Source organism: Prosthecobacter sp., from assembly GCF_044226605.1.
Lineage (GTDB): Bacteria > Verrucomicrobiota > Verrucomicrobiia > Verrucomicrobiales > Verrucomicrobiaceae > Prosthecobacter.
In genome coordinates this window covers 493,103-509,793 of the sequence record NZ_JBGAGS010000001.1, presented here as the reverse complement: position 1 = coordinate 509,793, position 16,691 = coordinate 493,103, and the positions used below count along the sequence as shown (strand labels likewise).

The 16,691-nt window shown below is 58.6% G+C and carries 15 protein-coding genes; 2 read left to right on the top strand and 13 right to left on the bottom strand.

Annotated elements, in window-relative coordinates:
- Positions 1 to 594, bottom strand: a complete 594-nt coding sequence (locus ACILSO_RS01820) for a hypothetical protein (protein ID WP_395735644.1) — start codon at positions 592 to 594, stop codon at positions 1 to 3.
- A 106-nt stretch (positions 595 to 700) separates the two neighbouring features.
- Between ACILSO_RS01820 and ACILSO_RS01815 the strand changes: the two genes are divergently transcribed.
- On the top strand, positions 701 to 1,387 hold the full coding sequence (locus ACILSO_RS01815; RefSeq protein ID WP_395735643.1) for a family 16 glycoside hydrolase: 687 nt from the start codon (positions 701 to 703) through the stop codon (positions 1,385 to 1,387).
- 73 nt (positions 1,388 to 1,460) lie between these two features.
- Here ACILSO_RS01815 and ACILSO_RS01810 read toward each other — a convergent pair whose 3' ends face one another.
- The 3 genes from ACILSO_RS01810 to ACILSO_RS01800 form a co-directional block, all read right to left on the bottom strand.
- The gene (locus ACILSO_RS01810) at positions 1,461 to 2,330 is read right to left on the bottom strand and encodes a sugar phosphate isomerase/epimerase family protein (protein WP_395735642.1); all 870 of its coding nucleotides are present in this window, start codon (positions 2,328 to 2,330) and stop codon (positions 1,461 to 1,463) included.
- Positions 2,331 to 2,433: 103 nt separating this feature from the next.
- On the bottom strand, positions 2,434 to 3,414 hold the full coding sequence (locus ACILSO_RS01805; RefSeq protein ID WP_395735641.1) for a ComEC/Rec2 family competence protein: 981 nt from the start codon (positions 3,412 to 3,414) through the stop codon (positions 2,434 to 2,436).
- Positions 3,415 to 3,461: 47 nt separating this feature from the next.
- Positions 3,462 to 3,905 (bottom strand): YiiD C-terminal domain-containing protein, encoded by a 444-nt coding sequence (locus tag ACILSO_RS01800; protein ID WP_395735640.1) that lies wholly within the window; start codon positions 3,903 to 3,905, stop codon positions 3,462 to 3,464.
- Positions 3,906 to 3,997: 92 nt separating this feature from the next.
- Here ACILSO_RS01800 and ACILSO_RS01795 point away from each other — a divergent pair, with 92 nt between their 5' ends.
- Complete coding sequence (locus ACILSO_RS01795) at positions 3,998 to 5,743, top strand: sialate O-acetylesterase (protein WP_395735639.1); 1,746 nt, start codon at positions 3,998 to 4,000, stop codon at positions 5,741 to 5,743.
- A 9-nt stretch (positions 5,744 to 5,752) separates the two neighbouring features.
- On the opposite strand, the gene ACILSO_RS01790 is transcribed toward ACILSO_RS01795, so the two are convergent.
- The 9 genes from ACILSO_RS01790 to ACILSO_RS01750 form a co-directional block, all read right to left on the bottom strand.
- On the bottom strand, positions 5,753 to 6,430 hold the full coding sequence (locus ACILSO_RS01790) for a histidine phosphatase family protein (protein ID WP_395735638.1): 678 nt from the start codon (positions 6,428 to 6,430) through the stop codon (positions 5,753 to 5,755).
- Positions 6,431 to 6,491: 61 nt separating this feature from the next.
- Positions 6,492 to 8,102, bottom strand: coding sequence for a right-handed parallel beta-helix repeat-containing protein (locus ACILSO_RS01785; RefSeq protein ID WP_395735637.1), 1,611 nt, complete (start codon positions 8,100 to 8,102; stop codon positions 6,492 to 6,494).
- A gap of 29 nt (positions 8,103 to 8,131) precedes the next feature.
- Positions 8,132 to 9,076 carry a prolyl oligopeptidase family serine peptidase gene (locus ACILSO_RS01780; RefSeq protein ID WP_395735636.1) on the bottom strand — a complete coding sequence of 315 codons (945 nt, stop codon included), beginning with the start codon at positions 9,074 to 9,076 and terminating at the stop codon, positions 8,132 to 8,134.
- Between the two features lie 21 nt (positions 9,077 to 9,097).
- The gene (locus ACILSO_RS01775) at positions 9,098 to 9,847 is read right to left on the bottom strand and encodes an alpha/beta fold hydrolase (RefSeq protein ID WP_395735635.1); all 750 of its coding nucleotides are present in this window, start codon (positions 9,845 to 9,847) and stop codon (positions 9,098 to 9,100) included.
- Between the two features lie 113 nt (positions 9,848 to 9,960).
- A complete protein-coding gene (locus ACILSO_RS01770) occupies positions 9,961 to 11,517 on the bottom strand; it encodes a sulfatase (protein WP_395735634.1) in 1,557 nt (518 codons plus the stop codon).
- A gap of 51 nt (positions 11,518 to 11,568) precedes the next feature.
- Positions 11,569 to 12,480 carry a carbohydrate kinase family protein gene (locus ACILSO_RS01765; protein WP_395735633.1) on the bottom strand — a complete coding sequence of 304 codons (912 nt, stop codon included), beginning with the start codon at positions 12,478 to 12,480 and terminating at the stop codon, positions 11,569 to 11,571.
- Between the two features lie 58 nt (positions 12,481 to 12,538).
- On the bottom strand, positions 12,539 to 13,993 hold the full coding sequence (locus ACILSO_RS01760; protein ID WP_395735632.1) for a sulfatase: 1,455 nt from the start codon (positions 13,991 to 13,993) through the stop codon (positions 12,539 to 12,541).
- The gene (locus ACILSO_RS01755; RefSeq protein ID WP_395735631.1) at positions 13,990 to 15,423 is read right to left on the bottom strand and encodes a sulfatase; all 1,434 of its coding nucleotides are present in this window, start codon (positions 15,421 to 15,423) and stop codon (positions 13,990 to 13,992) included. The genes ACILSO_RS01760 and ACILSO_RS01755 overlap by 4 nt, the downstream gene beginning before the upstream one ends.
- A 22-nt stretch (positions 15,424 to 15,445) precedes the next feature.
- Positions 15,446 to 16,684 (bottom strand): serine hydrolase domain-containing protein, encoded by a 1,239-nt coding sequence (locus tag ACILSO_RS01750; protein WP_395735630.1) that lies wholly within the window; start codon positions 16,682 to 16,684, stop codon positions 15,446 to 15,448.
- Positions 16,685 to 16,691 lie beyond the last annotated feature (7 nt).

Sequence of the window (16,691 nt, the reverse complement as noted above, 5' to 3'; positions counted from 1 at the left end):
CTATTTGGTTGCTGCCGCCAGACCCGGCACGAGCTTCGGATCATACTTCGCTCCCTTGGACACTTGGATCAGCGTCATGCGCACCTTGGTGGGAAAAAACTTTTCCGGATCGGGACGCTTATGCGCGTGGAGGTTGTGATCGTCTTTGAGGACGAGGTGCATTTCCTTGATGCCTTCGTTCCAGACGATGTCGTTGTTCTGCCAGAAAGTGGTCATGGAAAGATCCTTCTCATGCACGCCAGCAGTGGTGTAGGGGCCGGTGCCGATGCAGCCATAGCCGTGGTTTTGGCCCTTGTAGGGGATGTAGCAGACGCTCCAGGAGGTGGGTTGATCCCCCGCAGGTTTTTCGAGAACTTCCAGCCGCAGATGCACCGTGCCATTGCGGTAATCCACAGGCGAGGTCCAGTCTTTGGGGCGCTCTGGATTCAGCCTGTCGCTTTTCACGTAGTAGTGCGATTGGCTCGGCTTGGAATTGAGCGCGTCTTCCTGCGTGAAAGTGAAGGTCACGTCAAACAGCACAAACTGATCAGCGCGGCTGGACGCGGTGAGGATGAAAATAAAAAGGAGGGAGGCGAGCAGGGTGCGCTGGTTCATGTCGGGAATCATTGATGGAAGACGAAGCCGGGTCAATGGAAGACGCTGCGTGAGAATATTCCGACGCCAATCGCAACAGGGGCTGTCATGGCTTCGTTTCGAAGTCATGCGCCTGCCCTTGCTCCTGTTGTCTATTTCACTCCCGGCTTTTGCTGGTGAACTGATCCACGAAGATTTCTCCGCTTCCAACCTGCCCAAAGGCTGGACGACTGGAGGACGTGCCAATTCGTGGACTGTGCAGGATGGAATGCTGCAAGGCACCTGCGCCAAGGAGGACGACCACGGTCCGGCGGTGTTTGCGCCTCTCGCGGGCCGCGACCTGGATGTGAGCTGCAAAGTGAAGCTGGATGAGAAGGGGAACTGCCTCATGCTTGTGGATGGTGAATCCGCCTTTGGAGGCCAGGCTCATCTGCTGCGAGTGTCCATCTACGGCAATACGCTGGTCATCGCACAGGATCGCGGCTCGCCTCAATCACACATCGAGCACGGAAAGCTGCGCGCCACGCTGGCGAAGGAGGGGAAGAAACTGCCTCCACCAACTGCGGAGGAACTGGCAGATCCGAAATACTATCGCACCGAGCGGCTGGCCTCTGCGCCGCTGCAGGCCAAGCCCGGGGAATGGGTGAAGCTGGACGTGGCGCTGCGGGGCAACCAGGTGACGGTGACAGTCAATGGCGCACAAAAACTTGAAGCAAAAGGAACGGTGTTTGAGGTGGCGAAGTCACGGCTGGTGTTTCTCGTGGGGCAGGGGAAGAAACTGTGGATCGATGATGTGAAGGCCGCGAATCCGTGACCTTCCGGCAAAAAACAAAGCGGCGAAGGATGCATGATCCTTCGCCGCTGCGGAAAAAAGCTGAGCTGTAAAATTACTTCGTGGTTGTGGGCTTGAAGTTCTTCACGAATTCAAGGCACTTGGTCACGTCGGGCTGGCTGGTTTCCCAGTCTTTTTCCCACTCGGCATCCAGAGGACCCATGAAGCCCTGCTCGGCGTAGAGGTTCAGCACGGCGGGAATGTCTGACTGGCCGGTACCCCAGACCATGTCCTTGGCCTCTTTCACGCCGAAGGCGTCGAGGTCCTTGATGTGGCTGTCGAAGATGCGGCCTTTGAGGATCTTGATGGCATCCGTGGGCTTCACGCCAGAGCGCACCCAGTGGCCGATGTCGGCGCATGAGCCCATGCGGGGATCGCGGTCCTTCACCAGGCTGAGCACATATTCGGGGTCCCAGTAGCGGTAACTGCGATCGAGCGGCTTCTTCGGATGATTGTGGATCGCCATCTTGATGTCGTATTCCTTCACCAGTTTTTCGATGAGATCGAAGGCGTCTTCGGCGGGTTCGCTGACCACGATGCCCACGCCCATATCCTTGCAGAAGTCGAAAATCTTGCGGCACTCTTCCTCATTGTTCTGCAGCCGCACGACGCCGTAGCCCACCGGGGTGAGGCCCAGCTCCTTGAGCTTGGCCTTCACCGGAGCGCGCTGCTCGGCGGTGGTGTTGTGGTCAAACTTGGATTTCGGATCGGTCTTGGACATCAGGTGGCCGGGGAAAAACTCCACCGTCTTGCCACCGCAGGCCGCGATCTTTTCGAGCGCTGTCATGAGGTCAAAAGCCTTGAACGTGTAGGCCTGACAGCCTGCATAGAACTGGCCGACTTTGGCGCTTTCAGGAAGGGGCTCAGCTGCAAAGGCGACTGAGGCCGTGCCGAGAAGGAGTGAGAGGAATGTCGTACGAATCATGGGAGCGAATCAACGCTCCAGGGCGTTCCTTCTTGCAACTCCACGTGCTCTCAGTGTCCTCAGGAAATCGGCAACGAGTGGCGAGACAAATGGGGGAATTCGGCTATTTGGTCGAAGGTGCTGGCTTGCTGGCCTCGTCACGTTCGGTGACGACGCGGTAGCTTTTGCCATCGCTGACAACCTGCACGCGCCCATTGAGTCCGGTGATGTAGGTCTTGGCGCCCACAGCTTTAAGCATTGGCGTGCTTTTCAGGCCACGTGCATAGCGCGGAAAAACACTGGCGATTGAAACCTCAGGCCGTGTGGCCTCTGCGAATTCTTTGGTGCAGTGAATGCCATGGCCGGGCGCGATGAGGACGTGGCATTTCAATTTGGCGGGATCGACCGACTTGAGCAGGCTTTGATTGATGTCCTCGCTCTGGATGTCTCCCGGTAGGTAGAAAATGATGTCGCCATGCTGAATCCGAATCCCCAGGGAGTTTGAATTCACGAGGTAGTGCGCGGGAGGATCATTCTTGGGACGCGATTCAGGATTGGGCTCGGTGAAGTAACTTTTGGGCGGAGCGAGGACCTCCACTTTAAAGGCGGGGTCGAGTTCGAGCGAATCTCCGGTGTTGGCTTGAAGATAAGCACCGCGCTTTTTAAAGCCATCGCGGAGCTTGTTGTACTGGCCGAGTTCTCCTGTGTAGTTGTCATCCGCCGTGCCGGGAAAGACGTAGCCTGAGTCGATGAGCCTGGTGATCGGGAAATGGTCCGTCAGCCAGAGAAGACCGCCAAAATGATCAAAGTGAGCATGGCTGATCAAAACGGCATCCACCTGCTTGACGCCTTGCTCTTTCAGGAAGGGCTCAATCAAGTCCCTGCCCGCATTGAAGTTCGCCTCCCAGCCGTCGGACGCGGCCCGGGCGGGATAACCGGAGCCCGTGTCATACAGGTAGGTTTTGCCTGCGGGTGTCTGCATGACAATCGCGAGCCCTGCGCCCCGCTGAATGTCTGGGATGTCGAGCACGGTGAGGGTAAACGGCTCCGCGGCATGGAGAAGTGCGGGGAGATGGAGGAGCAGCAGTGCAGTCAGAAATCGCATGCTGTTTCTACGGGGCAGATCCCGCTCTTCATCATCGATATTTGGGACTACCGCAGCGCCACGAAGTCGCCCTCAAACAGCATGCAGACCTGCTCCGCGTGAATCACCTGGACCTGGAGCTTGAGGTGGGCTTTGCCCGTGGCCTCGAATGCGGCTCTGAAAGCTGTCATCGAAGCCACGTCTGGGCGCGGGCACACGGCGCGGAGGGTGCCTTGCACGGGGCGTTTGTAGCGCAGAGTGCTTTCGCGAATGACGATGTGCGCGTTTCGGTCGCCCAGCTGCAGCCAGAGCATGGCGTACCCGGCGAGGGTGGTCAGGGCGCTGAGACTGCCGCCAAAGGCCGTGCCGAGGTGATTGTGGTTGGGCTCCAGCGGAGCGGTGAGGACGAGCTGGGAGTCATCATAGCTTTCCACGCACACGCCCATGGCGCGCGTGAGGGGGATCTGCTCATGCAGAAAGCGCTCGGTGTCACGCAGAAGGTCTTCGTTCATGGGAGGAGGGAAATGTCGGGATGCTGGGCAAATTCGCAACGATCTTCGCGATAGGCCGGGATTTTCAGACCGTTCTCACCCGCCCAGTCACTATGAAATCTCTTCCGCTCTTTTTTGCCGCCCTCTGCCTGGGCCTGCCCGCAAGTCTGCAGGCCGAACTGTCACTGCCCCATTTTTTCAGCGACCACATGGTGCTGCAGCGCGAGCGGGCGGCGGCGATCTGGGGCAAAGCAGATCCGAAGGCCGAGGTAAAGGTCGAGTTCAAAGGCAAATCGAGCACGGCCACTGCGGACGAGAAAGGCAAATGGCATGCCACCATTGAAACGGGAAAAGCGGATGCCAAAGGCGCGGCGCTCACGGTGAAGGCCGGCAGCGACAGCGTGACGATCAACGACGTGGTGGTGGGAGAGGTGTGGCTGGCCTCCGGACAGTCAAACATGTACTACACCATGAACCGCACCCCTGCGTACGCTGAGGTGATTGCAAAGGCGGATCACCCAGGCCTGCGGATGTTCAACGCACCGCTGGTCACGGCGGTGGAACCACAGGACGACATCGCCGGCGAGTGGACATCCAGCAACCCACAGACCGTGCCAGGCTATTCCGCCGTGGCGTTCTTTTTTGCCCTGAAACTCCATCAGGAATTGGGCGTGCCTGTGGGCGTGATCAAGGCCGCCTGGGGTGGCAAACCCGTGGAAACTTTCACCAGCCGCGAGGCGCTGAACACACTGCCTGGCACCAAGGCGTTGGTGGACAAAGTGATGGCGGAAGCCGCTTCCTATGATCCCACCAAGGCAAAGGCCGCCTACGAAACCAATCTGGAAAAGTGGAAAGCCACGATGGCCGCCGCGAAAGGGAAGTCCGCCGAGGAGCGCAAGCGCCTGCCGAAGAAGCCCGAGGCACCCAAGCCTCCGCTGGAGACCGAAGGCAAACCCGGCGTGCTGTTCAATGCAATGATCAACCCCTTCGCCGGCTACACCATGCGCGGAGCCATCTGGTATCAGGGCGAAGGCAATGCCAGACAGGGCGCCGTGCCGTATGACGAGACTCTCCCATTGATGATCCGGGACTGGCGCAAGCGCTGGGCGGATGAGTTCTCCTTCTATTTTGTGCAGCTTGCAAACTTCCACGCGCCTTCCACGGCACCGGGTACGCCAGACCCTTGGGCGCTGCTGCAGGATCGCATGCGTCACATCCTCACCTCCACGCCGAAGACCGGCATGGCCATCATCAATGAGGTGGGAGAGGCAAACGACATCCACCCCAAAGACAAACAGACTCCTGGAGAACGTCTCGCTCGCTGGGCGTTGGCAAAGGACTATGGCCGCGATCTCATTTACAGCGGCCCTTTGTTCAAAACGAGCAAGGTGCAGGATGGAGCCGTGCGTGTCACCTTTGATCAGGCCGGAGCCGGATTGAAGACGCGCGATGGCGGCGCTTTGAAGCGCTTCGAGATCGCCGGTGCGGACCATGTCTGGCATTGGGCAGACGCCAAGATCGACGGCACCGACAGCGTCATCGTCAGCAGCGCCGAAGTGAAGCAGCCCGTGGCCGTGCGCTACGCTTGGGCGGCAAATCCCGAAGGTGCCAATCTCATCAATAGCGACGGGCTCCCTGCCTCAATCTTCCGCACGGATGACTGGAACGATGTGGACGCTGCGCCTCAGCCCACGGCAGCCGACAAGGCCCTGGAAGAACGCCGCGCCCTCGCCACCGAAATCAAGACACTCAATGCCAAGCTCCAAGGGATGGACCGCAAAAGCGCCGAAGCAATCGAACTGCGCAAAAAAGTGCAGGAATTGCTGACGAAGTTCAAAGCTGGTGCGGCCAAGAAATAAAGCGGCGGATCATTTGGCCCACCAGCTCGAGAGGCAGGCCTTCGGCGTGTCTGGCTTGATCAAAGTGTCCTCGGAGTAGTGCGAGGTGTCGTTGAACAGCATTAGTCGGGCGCGCACCGGGTCTTTGAAATCCACGACATTCAGTGCAGCTGGGTTTTGATCCAGGTTGTCCCTGTATCGTCGCGGATCGAAACCGAGCAGTGAACTGAGCAGGAGCCGGATCGTCGCTTTGTGAGACACCACAATCACCGACTCGCCTTCGTGCTGCCTCACAATGTCGAGCAGGGCCGGCAGCGCGCGCGCGGTCACCGCGAGTCCGCTTTCGCCGCCAGTCGGTGCAAAGGTGAAAGGATCTTCGTCCCACGCAGCGGCTTCAGTGGGAAATTTCTGCTCCACCTCAGCACGCGTCATCTGCTCCCAATGTCCGTGCGAGATCTCACGCAGGCCGTCTCTGGGATGAACCTCCAGTTCATGCGCTGCAGCCAGAATGCGGGCCGTTTCCATGGTGCGGTCGAGTGGTGAGGCATACACCGCCGCCATCGGCAGGCCTTTGAGACGCTGAGCCAGATGTGCGGCCTGGGAGCGTCCTTCCTCTGACAGAGGCACATTGGTTGCTCCGGCAAATCGGTCTTCGGCTGTCAGTACGGTGGCACCATGACGAATCAGGTAAATGCGGGTGAGGGCCATGAGACAGCCTATAGCACAGGCCCCCCGTGTTTTTCGAGCAGTTTTACAGACTCAGCGCTGTTCACCGCCTGCCGTGATTGAAGTCCACCGGCCTGCTGATGGTTGTGGCTCCCTGGTTGTTTTCAATCAATGCATTCTTGCAGGTGGGGTCCACGACAATGGTGGTCGCCTTGTTTTGAAACGTGTTGCCACTGAACTGCAAATCGTGGCCGTTGGGAGCAAAGGTCACCGCTTCGGCGGGAGCGGAGTCGCCCAGGACAAAGATATTGTCCCTCACAATGACCGGCCCGTAGGTCGCGCCGGGTTCATAGATGGTGAAGTAAAGTTCGGGAAACTCGCCCGGCTTTGCCGTCCGATAGGCGATCCGGCCGCGCCGCATGTCCGTCTCGTTCTTCGTCGTGTTGTTGACGAAAATATTGCCCGTCATGATGAAGTTCACCGGTTGGTTGATCCATGCGCCACGCCCGCCGTTGCGAAAGGTGTTTCCCGTCATCGTCACGTCCGTGCAGCTCTTCTCCACGCTGATCACTCGGGAGCCATTGGTGCCGTCCACGAGGTTGCCGGTGATCGTGGCATTCTGGCAGTATTCCGCCAGAAAGAACGCGCCCATGCGGCTGCCGATGATGTGGTTGTTCGCGAAGATCACGTTCTGGCAGCGCTGGATGTGCATCGTGTCGCCGATGGCGCTGAGCTGGCAGCCGGTGACTCGCACCTCTTTCGCTCCCACAATGTCAAACGCTCCCTTGCCCGGCCCGCCGCCTGTTGGTGCATAGGCGCCCAAGTAGGTGCCGCTGAGGTTGAATGCAAGGCTGCCGCTGCCTTCACCTTCGAATCGCAGCGCAGCGCCTTTGGGCTGTTCGGCGATCTTGGCGTGGTCCGGCGTGGACTCGATCACAAAATACTGCCTGCCCCGCACGATGCTTTTCGGCAACTTTGAACCCATAAACGTGATCGCCTCTTTGGGTTCATCCGTTTCGCTGACGACCAGCGGGCGGTTCGTGTTGTCAAACTTCACCAGATCTCCGCTGAAAGTTACCTCCCGCATCAAATCAGTGCGGAAATACTTTTGGGCCCGCTCGACTTCCCAGGGTTCATACGACTCCGGAAAGGTCATGATCTGCCAGAGATAGCCGTAGTCCCACATGAACTTGCCACTGCGCATCAGGGTGCAGCTTTCCACCGCCACGCGTTCCGTGTACGCCATGACTTCACTCTCCTTTTTTCCGATCAGGCCGTGCACACCGATCACCGCCCCGGCCATGCCATTGGATTTCACCTCGCGAAAGAGAATGTCATGCGTGCCACCCACCTTTGTGGTGGTGATCTCGATGCCCTTGGTGTTGGCATTCGGCTCCCAGAGGTTCTCCTTCTGAGCCGGATCAAACACGTGGCCGACAAACTCACCTCCATGCCATGTCAAGTGCGAGATGTCCGCTCCGCTAAACAGCACCACGCGCGCCTTGTCCGGCAGCGTGTCAGGCAGAATGAACCTCGCTCCGTGAGCGAAAACTGTCATGTTTGAGGCAAGAGGCAGAGGCTTGCTGCCATCGAGATGGTAATCACCCGCAGGAATCGTCACCACGCCGCCTTTGGCCAGCAGGGCTTCGAGCGTTGCTGAATCATCCGCCCATGAAGCGGTGGCGAGCAATAGGAGGCAGAGCAGGGGCTTCATAGGAAGAAAAGTTGATCAGATGGGGTGGCTCATGGCTTCTTTGCCTTCTGCACCGGAGTGCTGGGCAGCGAGGAAACATCCAGCGTGAAGGGCTTGGCGGGCTGCTTGCCCAGCAGCTGGAGATCAAACCACTCCACCATCCGCTCCGTATCCTGCGCCATCTCCTGCCAGCCTCCGTGTCCCGCACCTTCGCGGATCACCAGTTCGCACACAGCACCCTCTTCATGGCAGCGTTTGAGAAAACGCTGCGACTGCGTGATGGACACCTGCGGGTCTGCATCGCCATGCACGATGAAAATGGGCGGCTGCCCTTTGTGAACCCAGTAGATGGAAGACAACTCCTTCCCCAGGGCCATGCGTCCCTCTTCAGTTGCGGCCTTCGGACCAAACGCCCCTGCGTACGCTGCCAGCTTGCCGATGCCCACCGCATTGTCTCCGGGTTCAAACCAGTTGAGGTAATCTGTTGGCGGATAAAAGCAGGCTACCGCATTCACGGCGCTGCTTTCGCGGTCGATGGGATCAGCCGCTTTCGCATCGCCAGCGCCGCCACGCGTGGCCAGCATTAGGCTGAGATGCCCGCCCGCGCTGCTGCCGGTGACGCCGAGCTTCTGCGGGCCCACGCCATAATCTGCCGCGTGGGCGCGCACGAAACGCACCGCACGGTTTAGGTCCGCCACGATCTCCTCCACTTGGAAGCGCGGCTGCGTGCCGTGCACGACGACAAACGTTGTGTAGCCAGCCTTCGGCCAGCCGCCGTCGCTGATGCCATTGTGGTTCGATTTCCAGCCGCCGCTGATGATCTTGATGATGCCCGCTCCGTTGGGCTTCGCCGGCTTGAATACATCCATGGTTAGCGCCACGCCGTCATGCTTCGTGTAGATGATGTCGCGGATGCGCTCCGGCTCCTGGGCATGAAGTGTTACGGCAAGCAGGGCGAGGCAGGAGAAAAGGAGAGTCGGCAGGAGTGGTTTCATGGTCGGGTGCAGAGATGTGTCCTACTTTTCAAAGCTCGCAATCGCCTTCACCACCTCGTTCCGAAACACCGGCTTCATCACGCAGGTCAGGTGGCCGGCTCCCTCGATCTTGGTCACCGGCCATTCAGGACGGATCTGGCTGAGTGGCTGCACATAAAGCCTGTCCACTGGATCGTGGTCGCCTACGATGACGGCTGCTGGCACTTTGAGCGCCTTCACCTGAGCCTCGGTCACCGCCAGACGTGCCATGCCTTTCATGCAGGCGCTGCCGCTGCTGCCGCCGATCAGCCGTTCTCGCACGGGAATACGTTCCCAGAAGGCCTGCAGCGTGCTGCCATCCTGCAGCCAGCCCATGCCGCACAGCAGCAGGCCCTGCACCCGCTCGGGGTGCAGCACCGCCGTCTTCAGGGCGATCATCCCACCCATCGAATATCCCGCGATGTGCGCTTTCCGGATGTCGAGGTGATCGAGCAGCGAGACCACATCCTCCGCCATCGCTTCACCGTACTCGGCGTCAGTTTGCGGCTTGTCAGACTTCCCATGGCCGCGGCAGTCCATGACGATGACACGGTGACTTTGTGCCAGCGCTGCCGTGGTGCCCGGAAGCGTCCAGTTCATTGCTCCGCTGGAGTGCAGGCCATGAATCAAAACCACCGGAGAACCGCTGCCCTGCACAGTGTAAAAAATTTTTACCCCATGGGAGGTGAACTCATCGGCTCCGGCATGGACGGCGGCGATAAGGAGGCAGATCAATCCGAGGCAGACCTTCATGGCTGGAGAGCGTGAGATGGTGTTGTTCCTACAAGCTGCGCCTTCCCGCGTTCTCGAAAGATGAAGCGACGACCGCGAGCAAAGTGAGAAATGGCATGAAGTGGCGAATGGTTTCATTTTTTCTCCGGAAGCATCCAGCGGTTTTGAATCTGGTCCGTCTCCTGGCTGTTGATGAGCCAGTTCAGCAGTCGTGTGCGCAGATCGTATTCGATCTCACGCATGTCCGCCTGCCCGGCCAGATTCTTCGTTTCCAGCGGGTCTGCCTTCAAATCATAGAGCTCCGCATAGCCGGCGGGATAGTAGCAGTACTTCCAGCGCTCGGTGCGGACCATCTTAGCATCGGGGTGGCGGATGCCGCCCACGCCCTGGCCTTTTTCAAACGGCATGTCCATCTTCCCGCCGGTGATGACTTCAGGGATGATGTTCTCGCTGAAAACTTCCGCATGCGGCTCGTAGCTCCGGCCCATGTCCGCGATCAGCGGTGCAAAGCTGCGACCCTCGACTTCGCGTGGTTCCGGAATGCCGGTGAACTCCAGCAATGTCGGCAGCAGATCGACGGTTTCGATGAGCTGGTCATACTTGGCGCTCTTGATCCGTCCCGGCAGACTGACCATGAACGGCACGCGCACCGACGGATCGAAGAAACAATTCTTGTCCGTGATGGCGTGCTCGAACAGCTGGTCGCCATGGTCTGAGCTAAACACGATAAGCGTATTGGCCGCCTTACCCGAGGCTTCGAGTGCATCCAGCAGCTGGCCGATTTCATGGTCCACATGGGAGATGGTGCCGTAATAACTGCGGTAGGCCCACTCGAGGCGTTCGCGGTCCAGCTTCGGACCGCCATGGCGCATGGCGAGCTTTTGCACGGGCAGCGGCAAATCCTTCACAGTCTCAAGACTGACGGTGGCAGGAATGGGAATCTCCACACTGTCATACATGCTGTCGTAAGGAGCAGCGACTTCATAGGGCGAGTGCGGCTTCCAAAATGAAACGTAAAAGAAGAACGGCTTCTCCTGCTTCGCCAAATCGGTGAGCACGGCACGGGAGCGTTCGCCGGTCCAGGCGGTGTCGGTGAATTTGAGGTCCAGCACTGAACGAAAAGGATTCTTACCCGGGGCAACGTCCTTAACCATGGCGCGGTAGTAGGGCTTAAAGTCCGGATTGTTCTCCCGCATCCATTTCACGTAATCCGACCACAGATCGGTGATGGACGAGCCGTCATGCAATTCGGCAGTTTCAAAGCCGGTGCGAAACGCCTCCTCACGGTTCGGCGGGTAGTAGTGCAGCTTCCCCACTGCGGCCGTGCGATAGCCGGCCTCTTTAAAACGGGCCTGCATCAACACCTCGTTTCGGTCCAGGGGCGTGTAGTTCACTCGATTCTTATGCGAGTGCGCGTAGCGGCCGGTGAAAAAGCTGATGCGCGAAGGTACGCAAACAGGCGAGGAGACAAAAGCGTTGGTGAAATTGGCGCCACGTGCCGCCAGGCGATCCAGATTGGGAGTTTTGATGATCTTGTTGCCATTCGCCGCGATGCAGTCCCAGCGATGCTGGTCGGTCATGATAAACAGAACGTTGGGTCGGGCCTTGCTGTCGGGGACAGGCTCTGCATGCAGCATGGAAGCCGTGCAAATAACAATGGCCAGATTGAGGCGGTATAAAAACGAGTTCATGAAGTTAAGATGGGGTTTGAACCATGTTTCCTTGGAGCATTGAAAGACCGTCTAGGGCGCAAGGCAGAGGGCCTCCTCCACTTCAGCCAACGTGGGTGCTGACGATCTGCCGCCAGGTTTGCGGACAGACAAAGATCCAGCCATGGAGGCAAGGCGCAGCACCTCCCTCAGCGGCATGCCACGTGCCACGCCAAACGCAAAGGCACCGTGGAAAATGTCTCCCGCTGCCGTGGTGTCCACGATGGCGGTTGAAAATGCAGGCAGTTCATCAAATCCGTCTCCCACATCATAAATCAGGCCTCGCTCTCCCAGGGTAACAATGGTGCGGGTGCCGAACTGGCTGCGCAACCGGCGCAGGCATTCCTGCTGTTCCTGTGCCCCCTTTAAATTCGCCATACCGGTGGCTTGCAACGCGAAGCGCTCAGAGGCCGCGAGGTATTGCACCTTGCTGGCAAGCGTGGCCGTGCCTTCGCGCCATGAGCCCGCATCGAGAATGGAAACAGCGTCTGGAAATTCCCGCATGGCGGTCAAAGAGGCCCCCAGTTCATGTCCGTCGAACAACAACACTCGCGGCGAAAGCGCGCGCACAGCGCCAGCATCCAGAGACAGCGCCGTGGCCCCGGCCTTCCGATTGATGATGGTTCGGCTGCCGTTCTCCCGGTTGACCAGAATCATGGACAAAGGTGTGACATGCCCACTCCGCAGCTCCATCAGGGACACGTTTGTGCCCACGGCTTCCAGTTCATCCCGCGCACGTCTGCCGTAAACATCATCGCCCACGAGTCCCGCAAAGCCCGCGCGAAGGCCCCAGCTCGAAAGCAGCCACGCGGCGTTCGCCGCCGGTCCGCCACAGCCTTCGAGGGACTCATGCGTTTCGCATTTGGAATTCTCCGGCGGATAAGAATCCACAAAGAGACTCACATCACAGGCTGCATGACCAATGCATAAGACATCGAGGTTCATGGTGGAGGGATGGGATGAATGGAAGGCGACATGGACGCCCACGCCTGAGCGTGCGGCTTCAAGGTTTTTTGGTGGGATGCTCTAATGTTTTCAACAAGACCTCATTCGGACCGAGTCCAAATTCGGCGCGCAATTTGCGATCGGTGTTCTCATTGCGCTTCAAATCTTCCGCCACTGTTTTGGGATCCTCCGGCACGGTGCCTTGATCATGAGTTCCGGAGATCCAGGCATCAAGCTGACGCCGCAGGCGGTTTAGGATTTCCTGATGGGCAGGATCTTCGGCAATATTATGAAACTCAAAAGGGTCGTTCTGCAGATCGTAGAGTTCCTCCGTGGGGCGCTGCGAGGCCATGAACTTGGCCTGGTCCGTATTGAGCTTTCCTTCAGCAGAAAGCTGGCGCATGCGGTTGTAGGTGGGGTTTGTCAGCTCAGCATAGGCCATGCGTTGCAAGTAGGGGCGCTGAGGTTCGAAGTTGTGAACGAGCTTGAAGCGGGCGTCTCTCACGGTGCGCACTCGGTCCGGCGTATCGTCAATGCGGTCGCGGGCTCCAAAGATGAATTCGCGTTTCTTCGCGGAGGGACCGAAGAATGGTTCGCCATCGAGGCCCGCAAAATCCACGCCGGCCAGCGAGAGCGATGTCGCATGTACATCCAACAGGGAAACGAGGTAATCGCTGGTGCTGCCGGGTTTCAACAGTGTCGGCCAGCGTACCATGAGCGGGACTTCGAAACCCTGCTCCGAAGGGAAGTATTTTCCGCGGAAGTCCTCGCGGCCATGATCTGAGAAAAAGAATACGACGGTGTTTTCCCGCAGGCCTTCGCTATCTAGGAGAGAAAGCAGTGCGCCGACTTTTTCGTCCAGCACGGCGACCTCATCAAGATACGCAGCCCAGTCCGCGCGAATGATCGGGTCATCTGCAAGATAGGGAGGCAGTTTCACAGTCGCGGGATCGGTCGGATGCTTCGCGGCACGGTAGTAGGGGCGGTGCGTTTCGTGGAGATTGACCTGCGCATAAAAAGGCTGATGTACTTTCAAGTCGCTCCATTTCGCGCTGTCGAATGCCTTGCCGTTATCAAAAAAATTCCAGTCCGTCTTCCCTGCGCCATTAAAGCCCAATGCCGGTGGCAGCGTGCGCACATTGGCGGTGAAGTAGCCCGCCTCACTCAGCCGTTCAGTGATCAGTCTCACCCCTGCGGGTCGTGTAAACTCCTTCGTTCGGTGGCTGCGATGATTGTGAGCGCCGATGCGCGTCTGATAGAGGCCCGTCATGAAAGCCGAGCGCGAAGCAGAGCACACCGGACCGGTGGCGAACGCATGGTGATAAAGACAGGACTCTGAAGCCAGACGGTCAATGTGAGGCGTGCGCGCAGCCTGCATCCCGTAACACCCGAAGTCTTTGCAAGCGTCCTCTGCGATGATCCACAGAATGTTTGGCTTCGAAACGCTTTCAGCGGCGATGAGCGGTGCCACTTGCGCGACAAGAGCACCGAAGAGAATAAGGAGGTGTTTCATGGCTTCACCTTTGCTTTTCCGGGTTTGAAATCAGGGTTCGGAGTGGGCAGCGCGGCATCCACGGCTGTGCGCCAGGCGTGGAGTTGATCGCGCAGGGCCTGTGCCTTCTCGGGCATCGCCTTGGCAAGATCCTTTTTTTCCTCCGCATCATCATGGAGGTTGTAGAGTTCGAGGTGGTCGTCCTCGAAGAACTCCAGCAGCTTCCAGTCACGCGAGCGCACAGCACTGACGGGCGTGGTGGTGTGGTAGTAATGCGGGTAATGAAAAAAGAGTGCGTCGCGCTTCAGCTTTGATTCCGGCTGTTTCAGCAAGGGAGTGAGATCCAGGCCGTCGTTTGCTTGAGTGGGAAGTCCGGCGGCGCCGAGAAGGGTGTTAAAGAGATCCATCGTGACTACGGGTTCATCGCAGACGCCTGCCTTGGTCACCGCAGGCCAGCGAATGATCAGGGGAATGCGAATGCCACCCTCATAGAGCGAGCCTTTCCCAGAGCGCAGGGGGGCATTGCTAGTCACCGGCATGTCGCGACCACTGGCTTTGTCAGAGCCAATGTAACCGCCGTTGTCGCTGGCGAAGATAACGAGCGTGTTCTTGTCGAGACCGCTCTTCTCGAGATGATCCAGCACACGGCCTACGTTGTCGTCGAGGTTCTTGGTCATCGCGGCATAGACGCCGTGCTTGTGATTCATGCCTTCGCGCAGCTTGGCATCAAAGTGCTTCACATCGGCTTCCTTCGCCTCGATGGGCGTGTGTACTGAATGATGGGCGAGGTAGATGAAAAAAGGCTGCTCACTTGCGCGGTCCATCACCTTGATGGCTTCATCAGTGAGTCGGTCAGTCAGATATTCACCGGGCTTGCCGAACTCTAGGTGTGGTACATAGCGGAACTCATCTCCAAAGCGCCCGCTGCCGCTGTAAGGCCACCAAAAGGTCTGCGGTGCGCCCCAGTTCGTGCCGCCGATGTTGATATCGAAGCCATGAGATTCCGGATAGTGCATCCAGTCTCCCAGGTGCCATTTGCCCACGAGTGCGGTGAGATAACTCGTCTCATGCAGATGTTTGGCAATGGTCGTTTCGGTGTGCGGCAGATTCCAAATGGAAGGGGCTTCGCGCAGTTTGCGGTTCTTCGCCCCTCCTCCCTCAGCGCCTTCGGCCCAGATCGTGAAACGCAGCCGCGCAGCATGCTTGCCGGTCATCAAGGTTGAGCGTGTCGGCGAGCAAACGGACATCGCATAGGCGTTGGTAAAGCGCACCGATTCGGCGGCGAACTGATCGATGCGCGGCGTCTCGTGCAGGTCCGCTCCATAGCAGCCGAGATCGCTCCAGCCCATGTCATCCACCAGGATTAAAAGGATGTTCGGCCGCCTGCTCTCCGCCGGTGAGAATTGCGGAAGAAGCAAAACACAGAGGGCTAAGACAAGCAGACGTTTCATGGTGGATTGAAGGACGATCTTGTCAGCGAGATTGCTTCCCAGCTTTCCCGAAGGCCTTCACCGCTGCCTTCATGAAACCGCCGTACATGACCTTCTGCTCCTCGCCCGTCATGTCAAAGCGCTCCACGAGGATGACCATGACCAGTTCGTTTTTCGGATCGATCCACATGGCCGTTCGGCGTGCGCCGCGGTGGCCAAAACTGCCGGCACTAGGGCCTTCCTCGTCCGTGAGTTTGACGGAAAATCCCACGCCGTAAGCCGAATCAGGGCTCACCGGAGTGTCGCCCGTCTGGATGGATGACAATTGTTTGACCGCCTTTTCAGAAAGGTAGCGCTTTCCATCCAGCATGCCGCCATTGAGCAGCATGCGGCAGAAGGTGCCCACATCAGCCGCGGTGGAATAGAAGCCGCCTGCGGGCTCACCAAAATGCTTGGCGTAGTTGAAGGCGACTCCGGCACCCATGTCCGCGGTCACGGCCCGCGGCACGTGCACGCCTTCGCTCCATTTGTCGATGATGCGCTGCTCCACATCCTTGTCCTGCTTGATCTCTTCAAGATCCTTCTTGTCTGCGGTGAAGCGTGCCGTGTGTGCGAGGCGGGATGCCTGCTCTTCATTCGGCCAGAAGGTGGTGTCCTTCATGACCAGCGGATCAAACAGCCGCTTCTGCATGAAGTCCGAATAGCTCATCCCGCTCAGCACTTCGATGATGCGGCCGCCGGTATCGACGCCGCAATTGTTGTATTCGTATTTGGTGCCCGGCTCCTGCCGCAGAGAGTAGGACGCAAACAAAGCCACATTCTCCTTCAGAGACTGCGTTTTCTTCAGCCCCTTTTCATTCGCCAGCACGAGACCGCTGGTGTGGCACATGACCTCACGCACAGTGATGGGATGTTTCGGCGGATGCAGCGAGCCATCCGCGGCCTTCACCTGCTGCCCTTTGAATTCGGGAAGAAACTTCTCCACAGGATCATCCAGGCTCACCTTGCCCTCGTCCACCAGCATCATGAGTGCGGCACCCGTGAGCGACTTGCTCATGGAGGCGATCCAAAACACCGCATTCTTCCGCATGGGCGTTTTGCTGGCGAGGCTTGCATAGCCAGCGGAGTCGAGGTCGAGCACCTTGTCTTTGCTGGCGACCAGCGCGACCACACCGGGAACAAGGTGCTTGTCCACAAACGATTGCAGCACAGGCTGGAGAGGGCCTTCAGCATGGGAAATCGAGGCAAGGGCGAGGGCGCTGAGAAGAGCGAGGGTTTTCATGGTAGAT